A 21530-nucleotide genomic window follows, 5' to 3' on the forward strand; every position below is an offset into this window, starting at 1 on the left:
CGTGAAGATCAAAGTTCAATCCTTCGACGCCAAGGCGAAGGCTGCGGATATCGAACTCAACGACGAGGTCTTCGGCCTCGATCCGCGCGCCGACATCCTGCATCGCGTCGTCACCTGGCAGCTCGAGAAGCGTCGCGAGACGGCTCGTGGCACGCGTGAGCGCGCCGATGTTGCCCGTACCGGCAAGAAGTTTGGCCGCCAGAAGGGCGGCGGCACCGCCCGTCACGGCGATCGCCGCGCGCCGGTGTTCATCGGTGGTGGTAAGGCGCATGGCGCCCGCGTCCGCGACTTCAACCCGTCGCTGAACAAGAAGATTCGCGCACTCGGCCTGAAGATGGCTCTCAGCAGCCATGCCAAGGCCGGCTCGCTGATCGTCATGGACAGCCTGAGCGTTGCCGACAGCAAGACCAAGACGCTGCTCGGCAGCCTTGAGACGCTGAACTTCGGCAAGAAGACGCTGGTGATCGATGGCGACGCCGTCGAGAACAGCTTCGCGCTGGCCGCCGGCAACCTGCACACGGTCAACGTGCTGCCGGCCCAGGGCGCCAACGTCTACGACATCCTGAAGAGCGACACGCTGGTCCTGACCCGCGCTGCCGTGGAAAAGCTGGAGGCGCGCTTCAATGGCTAAGAAGCAGAAGGATGCGATCGACAACCGTCATTATGACGTGATCGTCGCGCCGCACATCACCGAGAAGTCGACGCTCGTCTCTGAGCACAACGCGGTTGTGTTCAAGGTCGCCGGCGACGCCACCAAGCCTGAGATCAAGGCCGCCGTCGAGGCGCTCTGGAATGTCAAGGTGACCGGCGTCAACACGATCGTCCAGAAGGGCAAGACCAAGCGCTGGAAGGGTGCACCCTACAAGCGCTCCGACATCAAGAAGGCAATCGTGACGCTCGCCGACGGTGAGCAGATCGACGTGACCTCGGGGGTCAACTCGTAATGGCACTCAAGAATTACAATCCGACGTCGCCTGGCGTCCGCGGCCTGATCCTGATCGACCGTTCGGCTCTGTACAAGGGTCGTCCGGTCAAGGCGCTCACCGAGGGCAAGACCAAGACCGGCGGTCGCAACAACAAGGGGCACGTGACCTCGCGCGGCATCGCCGGCGGCCACAAGCAGCGCTATCGCATCGTCGATTTCAAGCGTCGCCTGTGGGACATCGAGGGCACCGTCGAGCGGATCGAGTACGATCCCAACCGCACCGCCTTCATCGCGCTGGTCAACTATGGCGACACGCCCGAGGGCAAGTCGAACGTAGCGTACATCATCGCGCCGCAGCGCCTCGCCGTTGGCGACAAGGTGATCGCCGGCAAGAAGACCGACGTGAAGCCGGGCAATGCCATGGAACTCGCGTCGATGCCGGTCGGCACCATCGTCCACAACGTGGAGATGAAGCCAGGCAAGGGCGGCCAGATCGCACGTTCGGCAGGCACCTATGTGCAGGTCGTCGGCCGTGATCGCGGGATGGTGATCGTTCGCCTCAACTCGGGCGAGCAGCGCTACATCCACGGCAATTGCATGGCGACGGTGGGCGCGGTCTCGAACCCCGACAACCAGAACCAGAATCTCGGCAAGGCCGGCCGCAACCGTTGGAAGGGCATCCGCCCGCTGACCCGCGGTGTCGCGAAGAACCCGGTCGACCATCCGCACGGCGGTGGTGAAGGCCGGACCTCGGGCGGCCGTCACCCGGTCACCCCGTGGGGCAAGCCGACCAAGGGTGCGCGCACCCGCCACAACAAGGCGACGGACAAGATGATCATCCGTTCGCGTCACGCCAAGAAGAAGGGCTAACCGCTCATGGCTCGTTCCGTCTGGAAGGGTCCGTTCGTGGACCTCCACCTCCTGAAGAAGGCGCAGACCGCGCAGGAGACCAACGCGCGTTCGCCGATCAAGACCTGGTCGCGCCGCTCGACGATCCTGCCCGACTTCGTCGGCCTGACCTTCAGCGTCTACAACGGCCGCAAGTTCGTGCCGGTGTCGGTCAACGAGGACATGGTGGGCATGAAGCTCGGCGAGTTCGCGCCGACCCGCTTCTTCCCCGGCCACGCCGCCGACAAGAAGGGTAAGCGCTAATGTCCAAGCCTCAGGCACCCCGCAAGGTTGGCGACAAGGAAGCGCTGGCAGTTGCGACGCAGATCCGCGGTTCGGCCCAGAAGCTGAACCTCGTCGCTGGTCTCATCCGCGGCCGCAAGGTCGGTGATGCGCTGAACATCCTTCAGTTCTCCACCAAGGCGATGGCCGTCGACGCACGCAAGGTTCTCGCGTCCGCGATCGCCAATGCCGAGAACAACCACAACCTCGATGTCGACGCGCTCGTCGTCGCCGAGGCTTCGGTCGGCAAGTCGATCACGATGAAGCGCTTCGCGACCCGCGGCCGTGGCAAGTCCACCCGCATCCTGAAGCCGTTCAGCCGTCTTCGCATCGTCGTCCGCGAGCAGGAAGAAGCATAATGGGTCACAAGAGCAACCCCATCGGCCTGCGTCTGCAGATCAACCGTACCTGGGACAGCCGCTGGTTCGCGGAGGGCGCCGATTACGGCCGCCTGCTTCTCGAAGATCTCAAGATGCGCCAGTACATCATTAAGACGCTGCCCCAGGCCGCGATCTCGAAGGTGGTGATCGAGCGTCCGGCCAAGCTGTGCCGCATCTCGATCTATGCCGCACGCCCCGGCGTGATCATCGGCAAGAAGGGCACCGATATCGAGAAGCTGCGCAAGACGCTCGGCGCGATGACCAGCTCGGACGTGTCGCTGAACATCGTCGAGATCCGCAAGCCTGAAGTCGACGCCAAGCTCGTCGCCCAGGGCATCGCCGATCAGCTGGAGCGCCGCATCGCGTTCCGCCGCGCCATGAAGCGCGCCGTTCAGTCGGCGATGCGTCTGGGTGCCGACGGCATCCGCGTCGCCTGCGGCGGCCGTCTCGGCGGTGCCGAGATCGCGCGCAACGAGAGCTATCGCGAGGGCCGGGTGCCGCTGCACACGCTGCGCGCCAACATGGACTATGCCGATGCCACTGCGCACACCGCCTATGGCGTGTGCGGCGTCAAGGTGTGGATCTTCAAGGGCGAGATCCTCGGCCATGATCCGATGGCGCAGGACCGGCTCAACATGGAAGCCCAGACGACCGGCGTGCGCCCTGCGCGCGACGATCGCCGCTAAGGACATTAGACCATGCTGCAACCAAAGAAATTTGCGCACCGCAAGCAGTTCAAGGGCCGCATCCATGGCGATGCCAAGGGTGGCACTTCGCTGAACTTCGGTTCCTATGGCCTGAAGGCGATGGAGCCCGAGCGGATCACCGCGCGCCAGATCGAGGCGGCTCGCCGCGCGATCACGCGTCACATCAAGCGCCAGGGGCGTTTGTGGATCCGCATTTTCCCGGACGTTCCCGTCTCGTCGAAGCCGGCCGAAGTCCGCATGGGCTCGGGCAAGGGCGCACCGGAATATTGGGCAGCCCGCGTCAAGCCCGGCCGCATCCTGTTCGAGCTCGACGGCGTTCCCGGCCCGCTCGCGGCAGAGGCATTCAGCCGCGCTGCGATGAAACTGCCGATCAAGGTCAAGGTCGTTGCCCGTCTCGGCGACACCTCGCACCTGGAGGGTTGATAAGATGACCAAGCCTACCGATCTTCGTGCGAAGACCGACGACCAGCTCGGCGAAGAGCTGGGCAACCTGAAGCGCGAGGCATTCAACCTGCGCTTCCAGGCCGCGACCAGCCAGCTGGAAAAGCCGAGCCGGGTCAAGGAAGTCCGTCGCGACATCGCCCGCATCAAGACGCTGCAGACCGAGCGTACGCGCTCGGATGCGAAGTAAGGAAACGAGACCATGCCGAAGCGCGTGCTGACCGGGAACATTGTCTCGGACAAGGGCGACAAGACGGTCGTCGTGCTCGTGGAGCGTAAGGTCAAGCACCCGCTCTACGGCAAGATCATCCGTCGTTCGAAGAAGTATCATGCCCATGACGAGGGCAACGAATACAAGGCCGGCGAGACCGTGCGCATCGAAGAGACTGCGCCGATCTCCAAGCTGAAGACCTGGAAGGTCGTCGAGCGGGTGAACACCCACGCGACTCCCGCCAAGGCCGACGCAGCCTAAAGGTCTTCGGGCCTAAGTCTTTAATCGGAACCACCGGGCCTCTGGTCCCGGCAGGCCAAACGAGAAGGAACCGGATCGATGATCCAGATGCAGTCCAATCTCGACGTCGCTGACAACAGCGGCGCGAAGCGGGTGCAGTGCATCAAGGTGCTGGGCGGGTCGAAGCGTCGCTTCGCCGGCGTGGGCGACGTCATCGTCGTCAGCATCAAGGAAGCTGCACCGCGCGGCAAGGTGAAGAAGGGTGACGTGCATCGCGCGGTCATCGTTCGCACCGCAAAGGATGTCCGTCGTGCCGACGGCTCGGTGATCCGCTTCGACGGCAATGCCGCGGTGCTGGTCAACAAGAACGAGGAGCCGATCGGCACTCGTATCTTCGGGCCGGTGGTCCGCGAGCTGCGCTCGAAGGGCTTCATGAAGATCATTTCGCTCGCGCCCGAGGTGCTGTGATGGCCACTGCCAAGATCAAGAAGGGCGACCAGGTCATCGTCCTGTCCGGCAAGGACAAGGGACGGACCGGTGAGGTCGTCAAGTCGCTGCCCAAGGACGGCAAGGTCGTCGTTTCGGGCGTCAATGTCGCCGTGCGCCACGTCAAGCCGAGCCAGGGCGATCCCCAGGGCGGCCTGAAGCGTTCGGAAGCACCGATGCATGTCTCGAAGGTCGCGCATGTGACCGCCGACGGCAAGCCGACCCGCGTCCGTTTCGAGGACCGCGACGGCAAGAAGGTCCGCGTCGCCGTAAAGACCGGGGAGGTCATCAATGGCTGAGTCATATACCCCGCGCCTGCGCAAGCTGTACGACGAGAGCATCGCCAAGGCGATGACCGAGAAGTTCGGCTACAAGAACGTCATGGAAGTTCCGCGGATCGACAAGATCGTGCTGAACATGGGCGTTGGCGAGGCCACCCAGGACAAGAAGAAGGTCGAGCAGGCTGCTTCGGAGATGGAGCTCATCGCCGGCCAGAAGCCTGTCGTCGCCAAGGCGAAGAAGTCGATTGCACAGTTCAAGCTGCGCGAAGGCATGCCGATCGGCTGCAAGGTCACTCTGCGCCGCGAGCGGATGTACGAGTTCCTCGACCGTTTCATCACGATCGCACTTCCCCGCGTTCGCGATTTCCGTGGGCTGAACCCGAAGAGCTTCGATGGACGCGGCAACTATGCCTGCGGCCTGAAGGAGCAGCTCGTGTTCCCCGAGATCAACTATGACCGTATCGACAAGGTGCGTGGCATGGACGTGATCGTAACCACCACCGCCAAGACCGACGACGAGGCTCGCGAGCTTCTTCGTCTCTTCGGCTTCCCGTTCCCGCTCGAGGCGGACGGCGAAGCGAAGCAGGCAGCGTAAGGGAAAGAGAACTTAAGTCATGGCGAAACTGAGTTCCATCAACAAGAATGAGCGTCGCAAGCTGCTGGTGAAAAAGTACGCCGGCAAGTATGCGAAGCTGAAGGCGACCGCGAACGACGAGAGCTTGGATGATACCGAGCGCCTCATCGCGCGGCTGAAGATGGCCGAGCTGCCGCGGAATGGTAACCCCACCCGCATTCGCAATCGTTGCGAGCTCACCGGCCGCCCGCGCGCCTATTACCGCAAGTTCCGTCTCGCACGCGTCATGCTGCGTGATCTGGCCAACAAGGGCCTGATCCCCGGCCTCACGAAGTCGAGCTGGTAAGGACCACGAGATGGCTTTGACCGATCCCCTGGGTGATATGCTCACCCGCATCCGCAACGGCCAGCGCGCCAAGAAGGACTCTGTCCTGACCCCGGCGTCGAAGCTGCGTGCGCGCGTTCTCGATGTCCTCCAGCGCGAAGGCTACATCCGTGGCTATAGCGAGGAGCAGATGGGCCCTGCCGCCGGCATCCGCATCGAGCTGAAATATTTCGAAGGCCAGCCGGCGATCAAGCACGTCGCGCGCGTCTCGAGGCCCGGCCGCCGCGTCTATTCCGGTTCGCAGGAACTGCCCCGGATCCGCAACGGCCTCGGCATCACGATCGTCTCGACGCCTCGCGGCGTTCTGTCCGACGCGGAAGCGCGCGAGCAGAATGTCGGCGGCGAAGTGCTCGCGGAGGTCTTCTGATATGAGCCGCATCGGCAAGAAGCCGGTCAGCGTACCGGCAGGCGTCACCGCCTCGATCGACGACCGCATTCTGAGCGTGAAGGGCCCCAAGGGCACTCTCTCGCTTACCCTGCGCGACGAGATCAGCTACACGCTCGAGAACGACGGCATCCTCGTGAAGCCGGCGAACGAGACCAAGGCGGCGCGTGCCTTTTGGGGCATGCAGCGCACGCTCGTGCAGAACCTCGTCACCGGCGTCACCGAGGGCTTCACCAAGAAGCTCCTGATCACCGGCGTCGGCTATCGCGCGAATTCGCAGGGCAAGGTGCTCAAGCTCCAGCTCGGCTATTCGCACGACGTGAACATCGACGTGCCGGAAGGCATCGAGATCAAGACCCCGGACCAGACCACGGTCGAGATCTCGGGAATCGACAAGCAGAAGGTCGGCCAGATTGCGGCCGAGATTCGCCGTTGGCGGAAGCCCGAGCCCTATAAGGGCAAGGGCATCAAGTACGACGGCGAGTTCATCTTCCGTAAGGAAGGGAAGAAGAAGTGATCAGCACCAAGGGTCTCTCGCTTTTCGCAAAGCGTCGCCGCCGCAATCGCACCGCGCTTCGTGCGCGTGGCGCTGGCCGTCCCCGGCTTTCGGTCCATCGTTCGGGCAAGCACATCTATGCCCAGGTGATCGACGATGCCCAGGGCAAGACGATCGCCTCGGCTTCGACGCTCGAGAAGGACGTGCGCGGCACGACCGGCGCGACCGTCGCAGCGGCGCAGGAAGTCGGCAAGCGCGTTGCCGAGGCGGCCAAGGCCGCCGGCGTGACGCAGGTCGTCTTCGATCGCGGCGGCTTCCTCTATCATGGCCGCGTCAAGGCGCTGGCGGATGCCGCTCGTGAGAGCGGATTGGAGTTCTAAAGATGGCTGACGAGAACAACACGCCAGCAACCGGCGCTCCTGCCGAGGCCAGCGCCCCGGCGCAGGAGAGCACCGGCTATCAGGGCGGCGGCGGTGGTCGCGGTCGCGGTGGTCCCGGCGGCGGCGGTGGCCGTGGTCGCGGCGGCCCGGGCGGCGGCGGCGGCGGTGGCAATCGCGGCGGCCGTGACGGCGGCCGTGGCGGTCGTGACAATCGCGGCGGTCCGCGCGGCGCTACCGATGACGGTGGCGAAGAGCTGATCGAGAAGCTGGTTCACATCAACCGCGTCTCGAAGACGGTCAAGGGCGGCAAGCGCTTCGGCTTCGCGGCACTGGTCGTCGTCGGCGACGGCAAGGGCCGGGTCGGCTTCGGTCATGGCAAGGCACGCGAAGTGCCCGAAGCCATTTCTAAGGCGACGGCAGCTGCGAAGAAGGCAATGGTCCGCGTTCCGCTCAAGGAAGGCCGCACGCTGCATCATGACGGCAACGGTCACTTCGGCGCAGGCCGCGTGACGGTTCGTACGGCTCCGGCCGGCACCGGCATCATCGCAGGTGGCCCGATGCGCGCCATCTTCGAATCGCTGGGCGTCGCAGACGTCGTGACCAAGTCGGTCGGCACGTCGAACCCCTACAACATGATCCGCGCCACCTTCGAAGCGCTCGGCGAGCAGACCTCGCCCAAGAGCGTTGCGCAGCGTCGCGGCAAGAAGATCGCCGACCTGATCGGCCGCGGTGGTTCGCAGACCGCCGAGGCGGATGCAGCTGCGATCGCGGAGTAATCGATCATGGCAACCATCAAGATCAAGCAGACCGGCTCGCCGATCCGCCGCACCAGCGATCAGCGCGCGACGCTGGTCGGCCTGGGCCTCAACAAGATGCACCGGGTTTCGGAGCTGCAGGACAGCCCCGAAGTCCGCGGGATGATCCGCAAGGTGCAGCACATGGTCGAGGTGCTCGAAGGCTGAGCCTTCACGCATTTCGAACGAAACAGGGGGCGGTAGGCGACTACCGCCCCTTTTCGTTTGCGCGGGGCAGGGCGCCCTTTTTGCTCCGGCACCCGAAGCCCGGCCCGACGCCGACCGCTTTTCGAACTCGAGTAACGCACGATTTTATACCGTGCGCCTTGCGCCGCGCCTGGTCACGCATGACATTGTGCAGTGCAGCAAATTCTGAATTGGGGTCTGTTTGCGGGTATCCGGTCAGGAGCAAGGCTAAATGCGATCTCTCAGCGACACGCTCCAGCGACTGGCAGCCCTGCAGGGCCGGCCCGATGCCGTGCAGCACACGGCTCGGCTCGATCGCCTGAGTGATCTTCGGGATTTCGGATCGAACCCCGGCGCCTTGCGCGCGCGCTTCTACGTGCCTCCCCGCCTCGAACCGGGCGCCCCGCTCGTCGTCGTACTGCATGGCTGCACGCAGGATGCGGCCGGCTATGATCACGGCTCGGGTTGGTCGCGGCTTTCCGACGAATATGGTTTTGCGGTGCTGTTCCCCGAGCAGCAGCGCGCCAACAACGCGAATCTTTGCTTCAATTGGTTCAATCGCGAAGACACCCGGCGCAATTCGGGCGAGGCGTTATCGATCCGGCAAATGATTGCGGCCATGGCCGACGCGCATCGGCTCGACGCCGCCCGCATCTATGTGACCGGATTGTCCGCTGGAGGCGCGATGACCTCGGTGATGCTCGCCACCTATCCCGAAGTGTTCGCGGGTGGGGCGATCATTGCCGGACTTCCGTTCGGGACCGCTGCTTCCGTACCGGAGGCGTTCGATCGGATGCGCGCACATGGGGGGCCGCGCGCTGCTGCGCTTGGAGAACTGGTCGCTGCCGCCTCGGACCATCGGGGACCATGGCCGACTATCTCGGTGTGGCACGGCAGCAGCGATGCGACCGTGGCCCCGCTCAACGCCGATCTGGTGGTGGAGCAATGGCGCGGCCTGCACGGCGTGGCCCCGGAGGGCGTCGTCGAAAGCGAACTCGGTGCCGGATATACGCGCCGCGCCTGGCGCGACGCCGATGGTCGCGAGGTCATCGAGGAATATCGCATCGCCGGCCTGGGGCATGGCACTCCGTTGGCGAGTTCGGGGCCCGACGCCTGCGGCATCCCGGGGCCGTACATGCTCGAGGCGGGAGTTTCCTCCACGAGACGTATCGCCGGCTTCTGGGGGCTGATCAGGGCAGCGCCCTCTCGGGCGGCTAGCGATCTCGCAATGGCCGCCGGCCCGCCTGCCGCTGCGCGTGCCGAACGCCTTCCGACCGGTGGCAAAGACGCACCACCGCGGCTTCCTGACGGCGGCGTGGGCCGCGTTATCGAAGACGCACTGCGCGCAGCCGGACTCATGCGCTGAACCGACAGCGAAGCAGAGCTGTCGTTTGACTGGAGCCAAGCCATACGAGGGGCACTTCACCTTCGCATCGGAGGCCAGAGAGATGGAAGAGATCGCAACCGAGCCGGTCCGCCCAAACCGGAAGGAGCGGCGTCGCCTGGCCGCGCAGACTAAGCGTCCGGACGAGGCTGGCTGCGCGTGCTGCGCCGCCCTCCTGCAGTCGGGAGCTGACGATATTCCCGGCGTCACGCCTGAACGCTCCTGCTCGTCGGGCCAACATAAGGGGTGACAAATCCCCATCCCGCCGCTATGCGCCCCGCTTCCTTTCCATCAGCGCGACAAAAGCGAAAGCGAGTGCACGACCATGAAACTGAACGATCTCCGCGATAACGCAGGCGCCCGTCCCTCCAAGATCCGCGTCGGACGCGGCATCGGTTCGGGCAAGGGCAAGACCGCCGGCCGCGGCCAGAAGGGCCAGAAGAGCCGCGAAGGCGTCTCGATCAACGGCTTCGAGGGCGGTCAGATGCCGCTCCACATGCGTATCCCGAAGCGTGGCTTCAACAACATCTTCGCCAAGGACTATGCCGAAGTGAATCTCGGCGCGATCCAGAAGGCGATCGATTCGGGCAAGCTGACTGCGACCGACATCACGCAGGCCGAGCTCAACGCCGCCGGCCTGACTCGTGGCGGCAAGGACGGCGTCCGCCTCCTCGCCAAGGGTGAGCTGACCGCGAAGCTCAACTTCACGGTCGCCGGCGCGTCGAAGACCGCCAAGGAAGCCGTCGAGAAGGCCGGTGGTTCGGTGAGCATCCCCGAGATCGTTCCCGCCGCCGACAAGCACAAGGCCAAGCACCGCTCGGTGCAGAAGGTCATTGCCGCCAAGAAGGCCGGCGGCAAGCAGGGCTGATTCCATGCTGTTCCCCGGTGAAGGCCGGGGTCCAGTATCGGGCCGCTCGCAACTGGGCCCCGGCCTGCGCCGGGGAACAAGATTGTCCTCACGACTGGACAACCTATATGAGCGGCGGGGGGCGGCGAACGCTCATCCGCCGCTTTTGTTTCCGGGACGATAAACGAACATGGCATCCGCAGCCGATCAACTCGCCTCCAGCATCAATCTGTCGAAGTTCGGCAAGGCGACCGAACTCAAGAAGCGCCTGTGGTTTACCTTGGGCGCGCTGATCGTCTTCCGGCTGCTCAGCTATGTGCCGCTGCCCGGCGTCGACCCGACTCAGCTCAATCTGCTCGCGCAGCAGACCAGCGGCGGCGTGCTTGATTTCTTCAACAGCTTCACCGGCGGCGCGCTGCACCGCATGAGCGTCGTGGCGCTCGGCGTGATGCCCTATATCACTGCCTCGATCGTCGTTCAGCTCGCGACGTCGCTGTCGCCGCAGCTCGCCGCGATCAAGAAGGAAGGCGAGAGCGGCCGCAAGCGCCTCAACCAGTATACCCGCTACGGCACCGTCGGCCTCACAGCGATCCAGGGCTGGTTCATCGCCACCGGGCTCGAGAATTTCGGCGCGAGCCAGGGCCTGCAGGCCGTGATCGAGCCGGGCCTGCTGTTCCGCGTCGGCGCAGTGATCTCGCTCGTCGGCGGTACGCTGTTCCTGATGTGGCTGGGTGAGCAGATCACCAGCCGCGGCGTCGGCAACGGCATTTCGCTGATCATCATGGCGGGCATCGTCGCCGGGCTTCCCGGCACGCTGGTCCAGCTGTTCGAATCGGGCCGCACCGGCTCGATCGATCCGCTGCGCCTGATCCTGATCCTCCTCGCGGTGGTCGGGCTCGTCCTGCTGATCTGCTTCATGGAGCGCGCCCAGCGCCGCATCCTGATCCAATATCCCAAGCGCCAGACCGCGCGCGGGGTGCAGGCGGAGCGCAGCCATCTGCCGCTCAAGCTCAACACCGCCGGCGTGATCCCTCCGATCTTCGCCTCGTCGCTGCTGCTGCTGCCGCTGACGATCACCCAGTTCGCCGGCACCGCGACTGCGGGCGAGAGCGCGTGGGGCGATTTCGTGATCAACCTCAACACCTGGTTGCGCCACGGCTCGCCGCTCTACATGGGGCTCTACGGCGCCGGCATCATCTTCTTCTCGTTCTTCTACACCGCCGTGGTGTTCAATCCCGAGGAGACCGCCGACAACCTGAAGCGCCATGGCGGGTTCATCCCCGGCATCCGCCCGGGCAAGAACACCGAGACCTATTTCGATTATGTGCTGACGCGCATCACCGTGCTCGGTGCGGCGTATCTGACCTTCATCTGCCTGGTGCCCGAATTCGCGATGTCGTCGCTGGGCGCCACGTTCCTGATGGGCGGCACTAGCCTTCTGATCGTGGTCAACGTAACGATGGACACGGTTACGCAGATCCAGTCGCATTTGCTGGCGCACCAGTATGGCGATCTGATCAAGAAGGCGAAGCTGAAGGGCCGCATGCGCTGAACGCGCAGCTTGGGACGGGGATAACCGAGTGAACATCATCCTGTTGGGCCCTCCGGGTGCGGGCAAGGGCACCCAGGCGAGCCGCCTCGAGGCGGAACGCGGCATGGTCCAGCTGTCGACGGGCGACATGCTGCGCGCCGCGGTCAAGGCCGGTACGCCCACGGGCGTGAAGGCCAAGGCCGTGATGGAGGCGGGCGAGCTCGTCTCCGACGAAATCGTCTCGGGCATCATCGGCGAGCGGCTCGACATGGCCGATACCGAGAATGGCGCGATCTTCGACGGCTATCCGCGCACCGCGGCGCAGGCCGAATCGCTCGATGGCCTGCTCGACTCGCGCGGCCGCAAGCTCGATTACGTCATCGAGCTCCAGGTCGATGAGGAGGCGTTGGTCGATCGCATCACCGGGCGCTTCACCTGTGCCCAATGCGGCACTGGCTATCACGACAGCTTCAAGCAGCCCAAGGTCGCCGAGACCTGCGACGTCTGCGGTAGCCACGCGTTCAAGCGCCGTCCCGACGACAATGCCGAGACGGTGCGCACCCGCATGGCCGAATATCGCGCCAAGACTGCGCCGATCCTGCCGTTCTACGAAGCCCGCGGCCTCGTCCGCCGGGTGGACGGCATGGCCGACATGGATCAGGTCGGCGCCCAGATCGCCGCGATCCTCGACGGCCAGGACTGAAGAAACCCTCGCTTAACCCCTGATCTGCAAGAACAACCCGCCGGCGCGCGTGCCGGCGTCGTTGGATTTGCGTGCGCATGCCGCCCAAACAGGCCCTGCTCAAGCTGGCATCGCTGACCGGATTGTCGGCGCTCGCCCGCGAGACCACCGCGCCGCAGCTGCGCATCCTCTGCTATCACGGCCTGTGGCTGACCCCGGGCGCGCCCTTCGGCAATTGCCTGTTCATGACCCCTGGGCAGTTCGAAGCGCGGATGGACCGGCTGCATCGTTCGGGCCAGCCGGTGCTGCCGCTGGGCGAGGCAATCGAACGGCTCGCCGCGGGGAATCTCCCGCGGGCATCGGTCGCGATCACCATCGACGATGGCTGGGCCTCGACGCACAGCCACATGCTGCCGATCCTCGAGCGCTACCGGATGCCCGCGACGCTCTATGCCACAACCTGGTATTCGGGCCGCGACTTGCCGGTAATCAACGTCGCAGTCGATTATCTGCTGGCCGCCTCGTGCCGAACCGACATCCCTCGCGCAGCCACGATCCGCTCGATCGAAGCGCTGCCAGTCGAGGACCGCCTCGATGCGCTACGCAGTCTCGGCCGCGCGCTCGGCGTGGACGAGGCGTGGCTCGATCACCGCCAGTTCCATTTGCTGCGCCCCGACGAACTCGCCGATGTCCAGCGCCGCGGCCTCGACGTCCAGCTCCACACCCATCGCCATATCGACGTCGCCGCCACGCTCGGCCGGCTTGCCGAAGAAGTGGAAGAGAACCGCGCCTTCATCGCCCGTGCGACCGGCGCGCCGCCGGCGACTCACTTCTGCTACCCCAGCGGCACTTGGCATCCCGCCGCGCCGGCAGTGCTCGCCGCCAGCGGCGTGCGATCGGCAACCGTCGTCACCGAGGGGCTCAATGCCCCCGCCAGCGATCCCTATGCGCTGCGCCGCTTCGTTGACGGACCATCGGTAAGCCAGGACGGCTTCGACGCCTATCTGGACGGCACACTGCATTATCTCTCGGCGCTGCGCGACTTCGCCGGCGGCCTCCGAGTCGAGGCTCCGCGCCGCGCCGCCGCTGCGTCGAGCATGCTGCTCTGCGCGATCTGAGCGCCGCCGGCTCGAATCAGCATTGGTGAATATCGGCGAGACCTGGACTATTGCAGTCCGCATGAGCACGCGCACCGACATCATCTCGTCCGGACCCATCGCCGCCGCAGGGCAGGGGCCGCTGACCACGCCCCAGCGCGCCGCGACTCGCCTCCAGTTCGGCGAACGCTTCTCCACTACCGCCGAAGTGGAGGTGACGCCGGCGGGCCTGCTGGCGATCGGCGGGATGGTCGGGGCGATCCTGCTTGGCGCCGCAGTCGTGGTACGCGCCGCGAGGCGCTGACAGGTCACCTCTGACTTGGCGCGCGCGCAACGTTCGTGTATGCGTCCGGTTCCGGCGAAACCGGCCCGCAGCGCTTGACAGCGCCCGTGCGGCTGCATATGTCGCCCATCTTCCGAAACACCGGTTGCACGGCGGCGCTCCTTTGCGCACGCTGCGCCACTGCATTTTCGGATCAACGCTACGAGATGGGGTGCAGGCTGCCATGCGGCACTCCGTGGAGCTGGGAGAATAAATCCATGGCACGTATTGCGGGTGTAAACATCCCGACCAACAAGCGCGTCGTTATCGCGTTGCAGTATATTCACGGCATTGGCGCTACCAAGGCCAAGGAACTCACCGAAAAGCTGGGCATCGCGCCTGAGCGCCGCGTGCAGGACCTGTCGGACCAGGAAGTGCTGCAGATTCGCGAAGCGATCGACGCCAGCTATACCGTCGAAGGCGATCTCCGTCGCCAGGTGGCGATGAACATCAAGCGCCTGATGGATCTGGCCTGCTATCGCGGCCTCCGTCATCGCAAGGGCCTCCCGGTCCGTGGCCAGCGCACGCATACCAATGCGCGCACCCGCAAGGGCAAGGCCAAGCCGATCGCCGGCAAGAAGAAGTAAGGGAGCGCTGAGCAATGGCACGTGAACCGCAGCGCATTAAGCGTCGTGAGCGCAAGAACATCACATCGGGCGTCGCCCATGTGAATGCTTCCTTCAACAACACCATGATCACGATCACCGATGCCCAGGGCAACGCGATCTCGTGGTCGTCGGCCGGCATGATGGGCTTCAAGGGGTCGCGCAAGTCGACGCCTTATGCTGCCCAGGTCGCCGCCGAAGACGCAGGCCGCAAGGCTGCCGAGCACGGCGTTCGCACCCTTGAGGTCGAAGTCAAGGGTCCGGGTTCGGGCCGCGAGTCGGCGCTTCGCGCGCTGCAGGCGGTCGGTTTCCAGATCACGTCGATCCGCGACGTGACGTCGATCCCGCACAACGGCGTTCGCCCGTCGAAGCGCCGTCGCGTCTGATTTGCAATCCTGTCCGGTTCACGGGCCCCGAGGGCGGGGTCCGGACCGGGCAGCAGTTACCCGGCAGGATGGCCCCGTCCTGCCCAAATATGAGGAAAGCCCGTGTCGGTGAACCCTAAGAACTGGCAGGAACTCAAGAAGCCCAACGGCCTCGAAAAGAAGGCCGGTGGCGATCCCAAGCGCAAGTCGACCTTCGTGGCCGAGCCGCTCGAGCGCGGTTTCGGCCTTACGCTCGGTAATGCGCTGCGTCGTGTTTTGCTCTCGTCGCTCCAGGGCGCCGCGGTCACGTCGATCAAGATCGAGAACGTCCTTCACGAATTCTCGAGCCTCGCCGGCGTCCGTGAGGACGTGACGGACATCGTGCTCAACGTGAAGCAGATCGCTATCCGCATGCAGGGCGAAGGCCCGAAGCGGCTCCAGCTTTCGGCTACCGGCCCCGCAGAAGTGAAGGCCGGCGACATCGCCGTTTCGGGCGACATCGAAGTGATGAACCCCGAGCTGGTGATCTGCCATCTCGACGACGGTGCGACGCTCAACATGGAGCTGACTGCCGACACGGGTAAGGGCTATGTCCCCGCCCAGTCGAACCGTCCGGCGGATGCGCCGATCGGCCTGATCCCGGTCGACGCGCTGTACAGCCCGGTCCGCCAGGTTTCGTACAAGGTCGAGAACACCCGCGTCGGTCAGGAGCTCGATTATGACAAGCTCACGCTGACCGTTGAGACCGACGGCACGATCACCCCGGAAGACGGCCTCGCTTATGCGGCGCGCATCCTCCAGGATCAGCTCTCGCTGTTCGTGCACTTCGACGATTCGGCGGTTACCCGCTCGGCGCCGATCGGCATGGCTGCTCCGGCGGCCGCAGAAGGTGGCGTCGCTTCGGGCGATACCGCGCAGATCAACCGTTACCTTCTCAAGAAGGTCGACGAGCTCGAACTGTCGGTGCGCTCGGCCAACTGCCTCAAGAACGACAACATCATCTATATCGGCGATCTGGTTCAGAAGACCGAAGCCGAGATGCTGCGCACGCCGAACTTCGGCCGCAAGTCGCTCAACGAGATCAAGGAAGTCCTTTCGAGCATGGGTCTCCGCCTGGGCATGGAAATCCCCGGCTGGCCGCCCGAAAACATCGAAGAGATGGCCAAGAAGCTCGAGCAGGAGATCATGGGCTAACGCCGGATGGTGTGACCCTAATGTGACCTTGACGGGTTTTGGGCGGTGGCCCGTTTTTAGCACCGCCTGGTACGGGGTACCTCGAACGGCCCCTTAACGAACGAAGGAAAATATCATGCGCCATCGTGTAGGCGGCCGTAAGCTTCAGCGCACCTCGGCCCATCGTCTCGCTCTTTTCCGCAACATGAGCGCCGCGCTCATCAAGCACGAGCAGATCACGACGACCGTCGCCAAGGCGAAGGAGCTTCGTCCGTACATCGAGAAGCTGATCACGCTCGCCAAGAAGGGTGGTCTTTCGAACCGCCGTCTCGCGCATTCGCGGCTCCTCGACGATGCGCAGCTGGTCAAGCTGTTCGACGTGCTGGCCGCGCGCTACGCTGATCGCAACGGCGGCTACACCCGCGTCATCAAGGCCGGCATCCGCGCATCGGACGCCTCGCCGATGGCGATCATCGAGTTCGTCGATCGCGACGTCTCGGCAAAGGGCCAGGATTCGGGCCCGGTGCTGAGCGACGAGGATTTCGAAGACGCCGCCTGATAAGCAGCAACATTTCGAAGCTTGAGAACGAGGCCGGCCCTACCTAGGGTCCGGCCTCTTCTCATTTTCGGAGCCGTTGATGCGCCGCGCACTCCTTGCACTTCCCTTGCTTTTCGCCAGCCCCGCTCTCGCCCAGACTTCGCCGGAGACCCAAGTGACCAAGCCCGCTTATCCTGAAACGCGCCGCGTCGATGTCGTTGAGGAACAGTTCGGAGTGAAGGTCGCCGATCCCTATCGCTGGCTCGAGAACGACGTCCGCAATGACAAGGAAGTCGCCGACTGGGTCGCCGCGCAGAACAAGGTGACCGACGCCTATCTCGCCACGCTCCCCGGGCGCCAGCTCTTCGCCGACCGGATCAAAACGCTGTTCAACTATGAGCGCTTCGGCGCGCCGCAGAAGAAGGGCGGCCGCTATTTCTACGCGCACAACGCCGGCCTGCAGAACCAGGCGGTACTTTGGGTGCGTGATACGCTGCAGGGCGAGGGCCGTGTGCTGATCGATCCCAATGGCTGGTCGAAGGACGGCGCCACTGCGCTCGCCGAATGGCTGCCTTCCGAGGACGGCAGGCTGCTCGCATACTCGATCCAGGACGGCGGAACCGACTGGCGCACGATCAAGGTGATCGACACCGCCACCGGCAAGGAAACCGGCGACGAAGTCAGCTGGGCGAAGTTCACCATGGGGCTGTCCTGGGCCAAGGACGGCAGCGGCTTCTTCTACTCGCGCTACCCCGAGCCGCCCGCCGACGCCAAGTTCCAGGCATTGAACGAGAACCACAAGGTCTATTTCCACAAGCTCGGTACGCCGCAGTCCGCGGATCGACTGGTCTATGAAACCCCGACCCATCCGAGCCAGAGCCATTATGCCGGGATCACCGACGATGGTCGCTACCTCGTCATCGGCACGTCCGAAGGCACCGACAACAAGAACCTCGTCCACATCGTCGATCTCGCCGATCCCAAGTGGCAGGCGCGAGAGATCATCGGCAAGCTCGAGAACGACTGGTCGGCGATCGGCAACAAGGGCAGCGTCTTCTATTTCTCGACCAATGCCGGCGCCCCGCGAGACCGCATTGTCTCGATCGACATCGCCGATCCCAAGCTGACGCCCCGAGAAATCGTCGGCGAGCAGAAGGAGACGCTGGCAGGCGCTTCGATCGTCGGCGACCGGCTGATCCTCAACTATATGGTCGACGCCAAGACCGAGGTCCGCCGCTACACGCTGGACGGCAAGGCCGACGGCAAGGTGGCGCTTCCGGGCATCGGCACGGCAAGCGGCTTCGGCGGCGAGCTGGGCGATCCCGAGACCTTCTTCGCCTTCACCAGCTTCAACTATCCGACGACGATCTTCCGCTACGATGTGGCAACCGGAAAGGCGACGCCCTGGGCGCAGCCCAAGGTCGCCTTCGATCCGTCGCAGTACAAGGTCGAGCAGCGCTTCTTCGCTTCGAAGGACGGGACCAAGGTGCCGATGTTCGTCGTGCGCAAGGCGACCACCACCGGCCCGGCGCCGACCCTGCTTTGGGGCTATGGCGGCTTCAACGTGCCCTACACCCCCAGCTTCTCCGCAGCGCGCGTCGCATGGATGGAGCAGGGAGGGGTATTCGTCCTCGCCAACATCCGCGGCGGCGGTGAGTACGGCAAGGCGTGGCACGACGGCGGCCGCCTCGCCAACAAGCAGAACGTGTTCGACGATTTCATCGGCGCGGGCGAATACCTGATCAAGGAAGGCATCACCGGCAAGGACCAGCTGACGATTCAGGGCGGATCGAACGGCGGGCTGCTCGTCGGCGCAGTGGTCAACCAGCGTCCGGACCTGTTCGCCGCAGCGCTCCCTGCAGTGGGCGTGATGGACATGCTGCGCTTCGATCGCTGGACCGCCGGACGCTACTGGGTCGATGACTATGGCTATCCGTCCAAGGCCGAGGACTTCAAGCGCCTCTACGCCTATTCGCCGTATCACAATGTGAAGGGCGGCAAGCCCTATCCGGCGATCCTGGTGACCACCGCCGACACCGACGATCGCGTCGTGCCGGGGCACAGCTTCAAATACACCGCCGCGCTGCAGGCGGCCGATATCGGCGACAAGCCGCACCTCGCCCGGATCGAGACTCGCGCCGGCCACGGCTCGGGCAAGCCGACCGACAAGATCATCGAGGAAGCGGCGGACCTCTATGCGTTCGCGGCGAAATGGACGGGGCTTCAGGTAAAGAAGCAGTAGCGCACCAGGTCTTGGTCGCCGAATCTAGTCCAATATGGAACATGTTGTTCTGGATTCGGCGAATGACCCGGTTGCGATACTTGCGAGTCCATAGATATCCTTGCTCCGTTGGAGGTGCCGCAAGATGCCTCCAAAATGGGGGCATGGGAAATGAGGATTATATCGGGGATCGTCTTTACGATCGGCATGATGCTGCTTGCACTGCCGGCGACTGCCCAGGAGCGTTCGGCGCTCAAGAAGGGCTTCGAACTTAGCGCCAATAGCGGCAAGCGCATTCTCGTCTTCCGGCCGTCGGTCAGCGTCGGGGCGCAGTCGACGGGCGGCATGTTCGAGCCCAACGGCGATTGGACCGAGCGGGCGTCGAAAAATATCCAGGTCTCGCTTGAGCGCTTGCAAAGCCGGCTCGGCAACACCGTCATCGTCGCTCCGGAAGCCTATGGCGAGGAAGCGCAGCGGCTGCAGGAGCATATGTCGCTGTTCGCCGCGGTGTCGCAAGCAGTGATCGAATACCAATTCTTCGTCGGCAATCGGCTGCCCACCAAGAAGCGCGACAACAAGAACGACGTGTTCGATTGGTCGCTGGGCGCCGGGGTAGCGTCGCTGCCGGGCGCGCAGGATGCGGACTATGCGCTCTTCATTTACAATCGGGACGCCTATGGCTCGACCGGCCGCAAGATCCTCCAGGTTCTTGCCCTGCTGGGGCCGGGCATCGCCGTGAAGTCGGGCGAGCATGCGGGTTATGCCGGCCTGGTCGATCTCAAGACCGGCGACTTGCTGTGGCTCAACGCCGATGGGGCGATGGGTGGCGACGTCCGGGAGGAAGAGGGCTCCGAGAAGCGCGTCCGCCAGCTTCTCGAGGATTTCCCCGGCAGCGCCATCAAGCAAGAGCAATGACTCTCTGCGGCGCCAGCCGTTTGCTTGCCAGCGCCGTCCTCGCGCTGAGCGGTGTCCCGGCGTCCGCGCAAAAGGCGGCCGTCCTATCGCCCTATGCCGGGGTCTATCAGCCGCAGGGCATCGACGAGGTCGGCATGTGGAGAGAGGATGACGAGAGCGAGCGCGCGCTTGCCGCCTCGCCTCTGGTCATCCGCGACGAGAAGCTGACGGGCTATATTCGGGATGTGCTCTGCGCGACCGTCGGCCTGGATCGCTGCGGCTCGGTGCGGGTGTATGTAATCCGCGAGCCCGTCTTCAACGCCACCATGTCACCTAACGGGACGATGCGCATCTTTAGCGGACTGCTGCTGCGCGTGCGCAGTGAAGCCGAATTGGGAGCGGTGCTTGGCCATGAATTCGGTCATTTCGAGCGGCGGCATTCATTGGCCAAGTTCAAAGCCGGACGAAGCGGGTCGGATCTGCTTGCCTGGAGCGGGCTGCTGACCAGCATGGTGCGGAACTACACCGTCCTGCGCGCCTATCGAGACCTGAGATGGTCGGTTTATGGAAGCCTGTTCCGATACGGTCGCGATCAGGAGCGCGAGGCCGACCTGCTCGGTGTCAGCTATCTGAACCAGAGCAGCCTGCCGCCGCAGGCGGCAACCGCCGTCTGGCAGAACCTCATGGGCGAGCTGGCGGCATCCGCTACCGCGCGCGGCGTCCGAAAACCGAACTTCAATGCGGTGGCGTTCACTGCGTCGCATCCGCCGCAGGGAGAGCGGGCGGACTATCTGGCGGCGCTGGCTGCACCCGAAGCCGCAAGCCGTAACGACGGCACGGCGCGGTATCGCGAAGCGCTCGCCGCCTGGCTTCCGCTGCTTCTCGATGACCAGATCAAGCTCAATGACTTCGGCGCGAGCGACTATCTGATTCAGAACCTGGCGAGCGACGGGTGGACGGCGGATCTCTGGTTTGCGCGTGCGGAACTGTACCGCGCGCGAGGCAACCAGCGCGACTTCGTCAATGCGATCCAATTCTATGCCAATGCGATCGCGATGCGGGACGGCTTGCCTGCCGCGCATCGCGGGCTCGGCCTGGCGCTCATCAAGAGCGGACGACAAGTCGACGGACAGGCCGCGCTCCAACGATATCTGCAGCTCAGCCCGGATGCATCCGACGCGAAGATGATCAGGCTGATGATTCCGGGGGGAAGTATGCAATGAAGAATGCCATTGTCGCGGCGGCGCTGATGGCGCTGCTCTCGGTGACCTTTCAGGTCCCGTCAGCAAGTGCGCACAAATTGCGCCAGAAGGGGGAGGCGGTCACCGTCGCCGATTCCCGACTGACGGTGACGCCGCAGTGTGACTGGAACCGGCTGAGCGGCAAGCCCGGCAAGAATGCCGAGACATGGACGCTCGACGGCGGGCAGCTCAACGATCTCACTTTCTATGCCGGGATCGAAGCGGGCAAGCCACTCGTCAAGGAGCGGCACAAGAAGAAGGACCCGCTGCCCAAATTCGGCAAGTCGACGCTGCTCGTCGAGCTGCCCGAACTGCTGGAGGGCACGTACCGGACGTACAAGAAGATCGGTGCCTTCCAGCTCACATCAACGGCGCCGGCAAGGTTCCTGGGCCAGGATGGGGTGATCTTCACCTACGATTATACTGACGCGGACCAGATCACCCGGAAAGGCGAAGCGACGGCCGCGATCGTCGACGGCAAGCTCTACATGGTCAGCTTCGATGCGCCGCGCCTGCACTATTTCGACAAGGCGATAGCCGATGTTCGGGCGCTGGTGGCCACGGCAACGCTGTAGGCGCGCCTCGTCTT

At 64.4% G+C, this 21530-nt stretch carries 32 protein-coding genes; all 32 read left to right on the forward strand.

Annotated features, from left to right (window positions below; genetic code table 11):
- The first annotated feature begins 1 nt into the window (after nt 1).
- The 32 genes from rplD to BXU08_RS18580 all read left to right on the forward strand — a co-directional run bounded on the left by rplD (nt 2) and on the right by BXU08_RS18580 (nt 21516).
- Nucleotides 2-631 carry a 50S ribosomal protein L4 gene (rplD, locus tag BXU08_RS18425; protein ID WP_077511486.1) on the forward strand — a complete coding sequence of 210 codons (630 nt, stop codon included), beginning with the start codon at nt 2-4 and terminating at the stop codon, nt 629-631.
- A complete protein-coding gene (locus tag BXU08_RS18430; protein WP_077511488.1) occupies nt 624-944 on the forward strand; it encodes a 50S ribosomal protein L23 in 321 nt (106 codons plus the stop codon). Before rplD ends, BXU08_RS18430 begins: the two co-directional genes overlap by 8 nt.
- Nucleotides 944-1795, forward strand: a complete 852-nt coding sequence (rplB, locus tag BXU08_RS18435; RefSeq protein ID WP_077511489.1) for a 50S ribosomal protein L2 — start codon at nt 944-946, stop codon at nt 1793-1795. The genes BXU08_RS18430 and rplB overlap by 1 nt, the downstream gene beginning before the upstream one ends.
- 6 nt (nt 1796-1801) lie before the next feature.
- The gene (gene rpsS, locus BXU08_RS18440) at nt 1802-2077 is read left to right on the forward strand and encodes a 30S ribosomal protein S19 (RefSeq protein ID WP_077511491.1); all 276 of its coding nucleotides are present in this window, start codon (nt 1802-1804) and stop codon (nt 2075-2077) included.
- Entirely contained in the window at nt 2077-2454 is a 378-nt protein-coding gene (rplV, locus tag BXU08_RS18445) for a 50S ribosomal protein L22 (RefSeq protein WP_077511493.1), read from the forward strand. The genes rpsS and rplV overlap by 1 nt, the downstream gene beginning before the upstream one ends.
- Nucleotides 2454-3161 carry a 30S ribosomal protein S3 gene (gene rpsC, locus BXU08_RS18450; RefSeq protein WP_077511495.1) on the forward strand — a complete coding sequence of 236 codons (708 nt, stop codon included), beginning with the start codon at nt 2454-2456 and terminating at the stop codon, nt 3159-3161. The genes rplV and rpsC overlap by 1 nt, the downstream gene beginning before the upstream one ends.
- A gap of 12 nt (nt 3162-3173) precedes the next feature.
- Nucleotides 3174-3605, forward strand: a complete 432-nt coding sequence (rplP, locus tag BXU08_RS18455) for a 50S ribosomal protein L16 (protein ID WP_029936455.1) — start codon at nt 3174-3176, stop codon at nt 3603-3605.
- A 4-nt stretch (nt 3606-3609) separates the two neighbouring features.
- The gene (rpmC, locus tag BXU08_RS18460; protein ID WP_077511497.1) at nt 3610-3813 is read left to right on the forward strand and encodes a 50S ribosomal protein L29; all 204 of its coding nucleotides are present in this window, start codon (nt 3610-3612) and stop codon (nt 3811-3813) included.
- A 12-nt stretch (nt 3814-3825) separates the two neighbouring features.
- Nucleotides 3826-4095 (forward strand): 30S ribosomal protein S17, encoded by a 270-nt coding sequence (rpsQ, locus tag BXU08_RS18465; protein WP_077511499.1) that lies wholly within the window; start codon nt 3826-3828, stop codon nt 4093-4095.
- Nucleotides 4096-4173: 78 nt separating this feature from the next.
- Nucleotides 4174-4542 (forward strand): 50S ribosomal protein L14, encoded by a 369-nt coding sequence (rplN, locus tag BXU08_RS18470; protein ID WP_077511501.1) that lies wholly within the window; start codon nt 4174-4176, stop codon nt 4540-4542.
- Nucleotides 4542-4859, forward strand: coding sequence for a 50S ribosomal protein L24 (gene rplX, locus BXU08_RS18475; protein ID WP_077511503.1), 318 nt, complete (start codon nt 4542-4544; stop codon nt 4857-4859). Before rplN ends, rplX begins: the two co-directional genes overlap by 1 nt.
- Complete coding sequence (gene rplE, locus BXU08_RS18480) at nt 4852-5436, forward strand: 50S ribosomal protein L5 (RefSeq protein ID WP_077511505.1); 585 nt, start codon at nt 4852-4854, stop codon at nt 5434-5436. Before rplX ends, rplE begins: the two co-directional genes overlap by 8 nt.
- A 19-nt stretch (nt 5437-5455) precedes the next feature.
- Nucleotides 5456-5761, forward strand: a complete 306-nt coding sequence (gene rpsN / locus BXU08_RS18485; protein ID WP_077511507.1) for a 30S ribosomal protein S14 — start codon at nt 5456-5458, stop codon at nt 5759-5761.
- A gap of 10 nt (nt 5762-5771) precedes the next feature.
- Nucleotides 5772-6167, forward strand: a complete 396-nt coding sequence (rpsH, locus tag BXU08_RS18490; RefSeq protein ID WP_077511509.1) for a 30S ribosomal protein S8 — start codon at nt 5772-5774, stop codon at nt 6165-6167.
- Nucleotide 6168: 1 nt separating this feature from the next.
- Complete coding sequence (gene rplF, locus BXU08_RS18495; RefSeq protein ID WP_077511511.1) at nt 6169-6702, forward strand: 50S ribosomal protein L6; 534 nt, start codon at nt 6169-6171, stop codon at nt 6700-6702.
- A complete protein-coding gene (rplR, locus tag BXU08_RS18500; RefSeq protein WP_171982622.1) occupies nt 6702-7061 on the forward strand; it encodes a 50S ribosomal protein L18 in 360 nt (119 codons plus the stop codon). The genes rplF and rplR overlap by 1 nt, the downstream gene beginning before the upstream one ends.
- Nucleotides 7062-7063: 2 nt before the next feature.
- Nucleotides 7064-7837 carry a 30S ribosomal protein S5 gene (rpsE, locus tag BXU08_RS18505; RefSeq protein WP_077511515.1) on the forward strand — a complete coding sequence of 258 codons (774 nt, stop codon included), beginning with the start codon at nt 7064-7066 and terminating at the stop codon, nt 7835-7837.
- 6 nt (nt 7838-7843) lie between these two features.
- The gene (rpmD, locus tag BXU08_RS18510) at nt 7844-8023 is read left to right on the forward strand and encodes a 50S ribosomal protein L30 (protein ID WP_077511516.1); all 180 of its coding nucleotides are present in this window, start codon (nt 7844-7846) and stop codon (nt 8021-8023) included.
- A 376-nt stretch (nt 8024-8399) separates the two neighbouring features.
- Nucleotides 8400-9407, forward strand: coding sequence for a PHB depolymerase family esterase (locus tag BXU08_RS18515; protein ID WP_366926569.1), 1008 nt, complete (start codon nt 8400-8402; stop codon nt 9405-9407).
- Nucleotides 9408-9750: 343 nt separating this feature from the next.
- Nucleotides 9751-10293 (forward strand): 50S ribosomal protein L15, encoded by a 543-nt coding sequence (gene rplO / locus BXU08_RS18520; protein WP_077511520.1) that lies wholly within the window; start codon nt 9751-9753, stop codon nt 10291-10293.
- 169 nt (nt 10294-10462) lie between these two features.
- Entirely contained in the window at nt 10463-11824 is a 1362-nt protein-coding gene (gene secY, locus BXU08_RS18525) for a preprotein translocase subunit SecY (RefSeq protein ID WP_077511522.1), read from the forward strand.
- A gap of 28 nt (nt 11825-11852) precedes the next feature.
- Nucleotides 11853-12506: an adenylate kinase gene (locus tag BXU08_RS18530; RefSeq protein WP_077511524.1), complete on the forward strand. Its 654-nt coding sequence runs from the start codon at nt 11853-11855 to the stop codon at nt 12504-12506.
- Nucleotides 12507-12583: 77 nt separating this feature from the next.
- Nucleotides 12584-13603, forward strand: coding sequence for a polysaccharide deacetylase family protein (locus tag BXU08_RS18535; protein WP_077511526.1), 1020 nt, complete (start codon nt 12584-12586; stop codon nt 13601-13603).
- Nucleotides 13604-13664: 61 nt separating this feature from the next.
- Complete coding sequence (locus BXU08_RS18540) at nt 13665-13886, forward strand: hypothetical protein (RefSeq protein ID WP_077511528.1); 222 nt, start codon at nt 13665-13667, stop codon at nt 13884-13886.
- Nucleotides 13887-14122: 236 nt separating this feature from the next.
- Nucleotides 14123-14491, forward strand: a complete 369-nt coding sequence (gene rpsM / locus BXU08_RS18545; protein ID WP_077511530.1) for a 30S ribosomal protein S13 — start codon at nt 14123-14125, stop codon at nt 14489-14491.
- A gap of 14 nt (nt 14492-14505) precedes the next feature.
- A complete protein-coding gene (rpsK, locus tag BXU08_RS18550) occupies nt 14506-14895 on the forward strand; it encodes a 30S ribosomal protein S11 (protein WP_077511532.1) in 390 nt (129 codons plus the stop codon).
- A 102-nt stretch (nt 14896-14997) separates the two neighbouring features.
- Nucleotides 14998-16068 (forward strand): DNA-directed RNA polymerase subunit alpha, encoded by a 1071-nt coding sequence (locus BXU08_RS18555; protein ID WP_077511534.1) that lies wholly within the window; start codon nt 14998-15000, stop codon nt 16066-16068.
- Between the two features lie 115 nt (nt 16069-16183).
- Nucleotides 16184-16606: a 50S ribosomal protein L17 gene (gene rplQ, locus BXU08_RS18560; protein ID WP_077511536.1), complete on the forward strand. Its 423-nt coding sequence runs from the start codon at nt 16184-16186 to the stop codon at nt 16604-16606.
- Between the two features lie 79 nt (nt 16607-16685).
- Nucleotides 16686-18827 (forward strand): prolyl oligopeptidase family protein, encoded by a 2142-nt coding sequence (locus tag BXU08_RS18565; protein ID WP_077511538.1) that lies wholly within the window; start codon nt 16686-16688, stop codon nt 18825-18827.
- Between the two features lie 150 nt (nt 18828-18977).
- Nucleotides 18978-19721: a hypothetical protein gene (locus BXU08_RS18570; RefSeq protein WP_077512622.1), complete on the forward strand. Its 744-nt coding sequence runs from the start codon at nt 18978-18980 to the stop codon at nt 19719-19721.
- Entirely contained in the window at nt 19718-20923 is a 1206-nt protein-coding gene (locus tag BXU08_RS18575) for a M48 family metallopeptidase (protein WP_077511540.1), read from the forward strand. Before BXU08_RS18570 ends, BXU08_RS18575 begins: the two co-directional genes overlap by 4 nt.
- A complete protein-coding gene (locus tag BXU08_RS18580; protein ID WP_077511542.1) occupies nt 20920-21516 on the forward strand; it encodes a hypothetical protein in 597 nt (198 codons plus the stop codon). Before BXU08_RS18575 ends, BXU08_RS18580 begins: the two co-directional genes overlap by 4 nt.
- The last annotated feature ends 14 nt before the right edge of the window (nt 21517-21530 follow it).

The organism is Sphingomonas sp. LM7, assembly GCF_002002925.1.
Taxonomy (GTDB): Bacteria; Pseudomonadota; Alphaproteobacteria; order Sphingomonadales; family Sphingomonadaceae; genus Sphingomonas.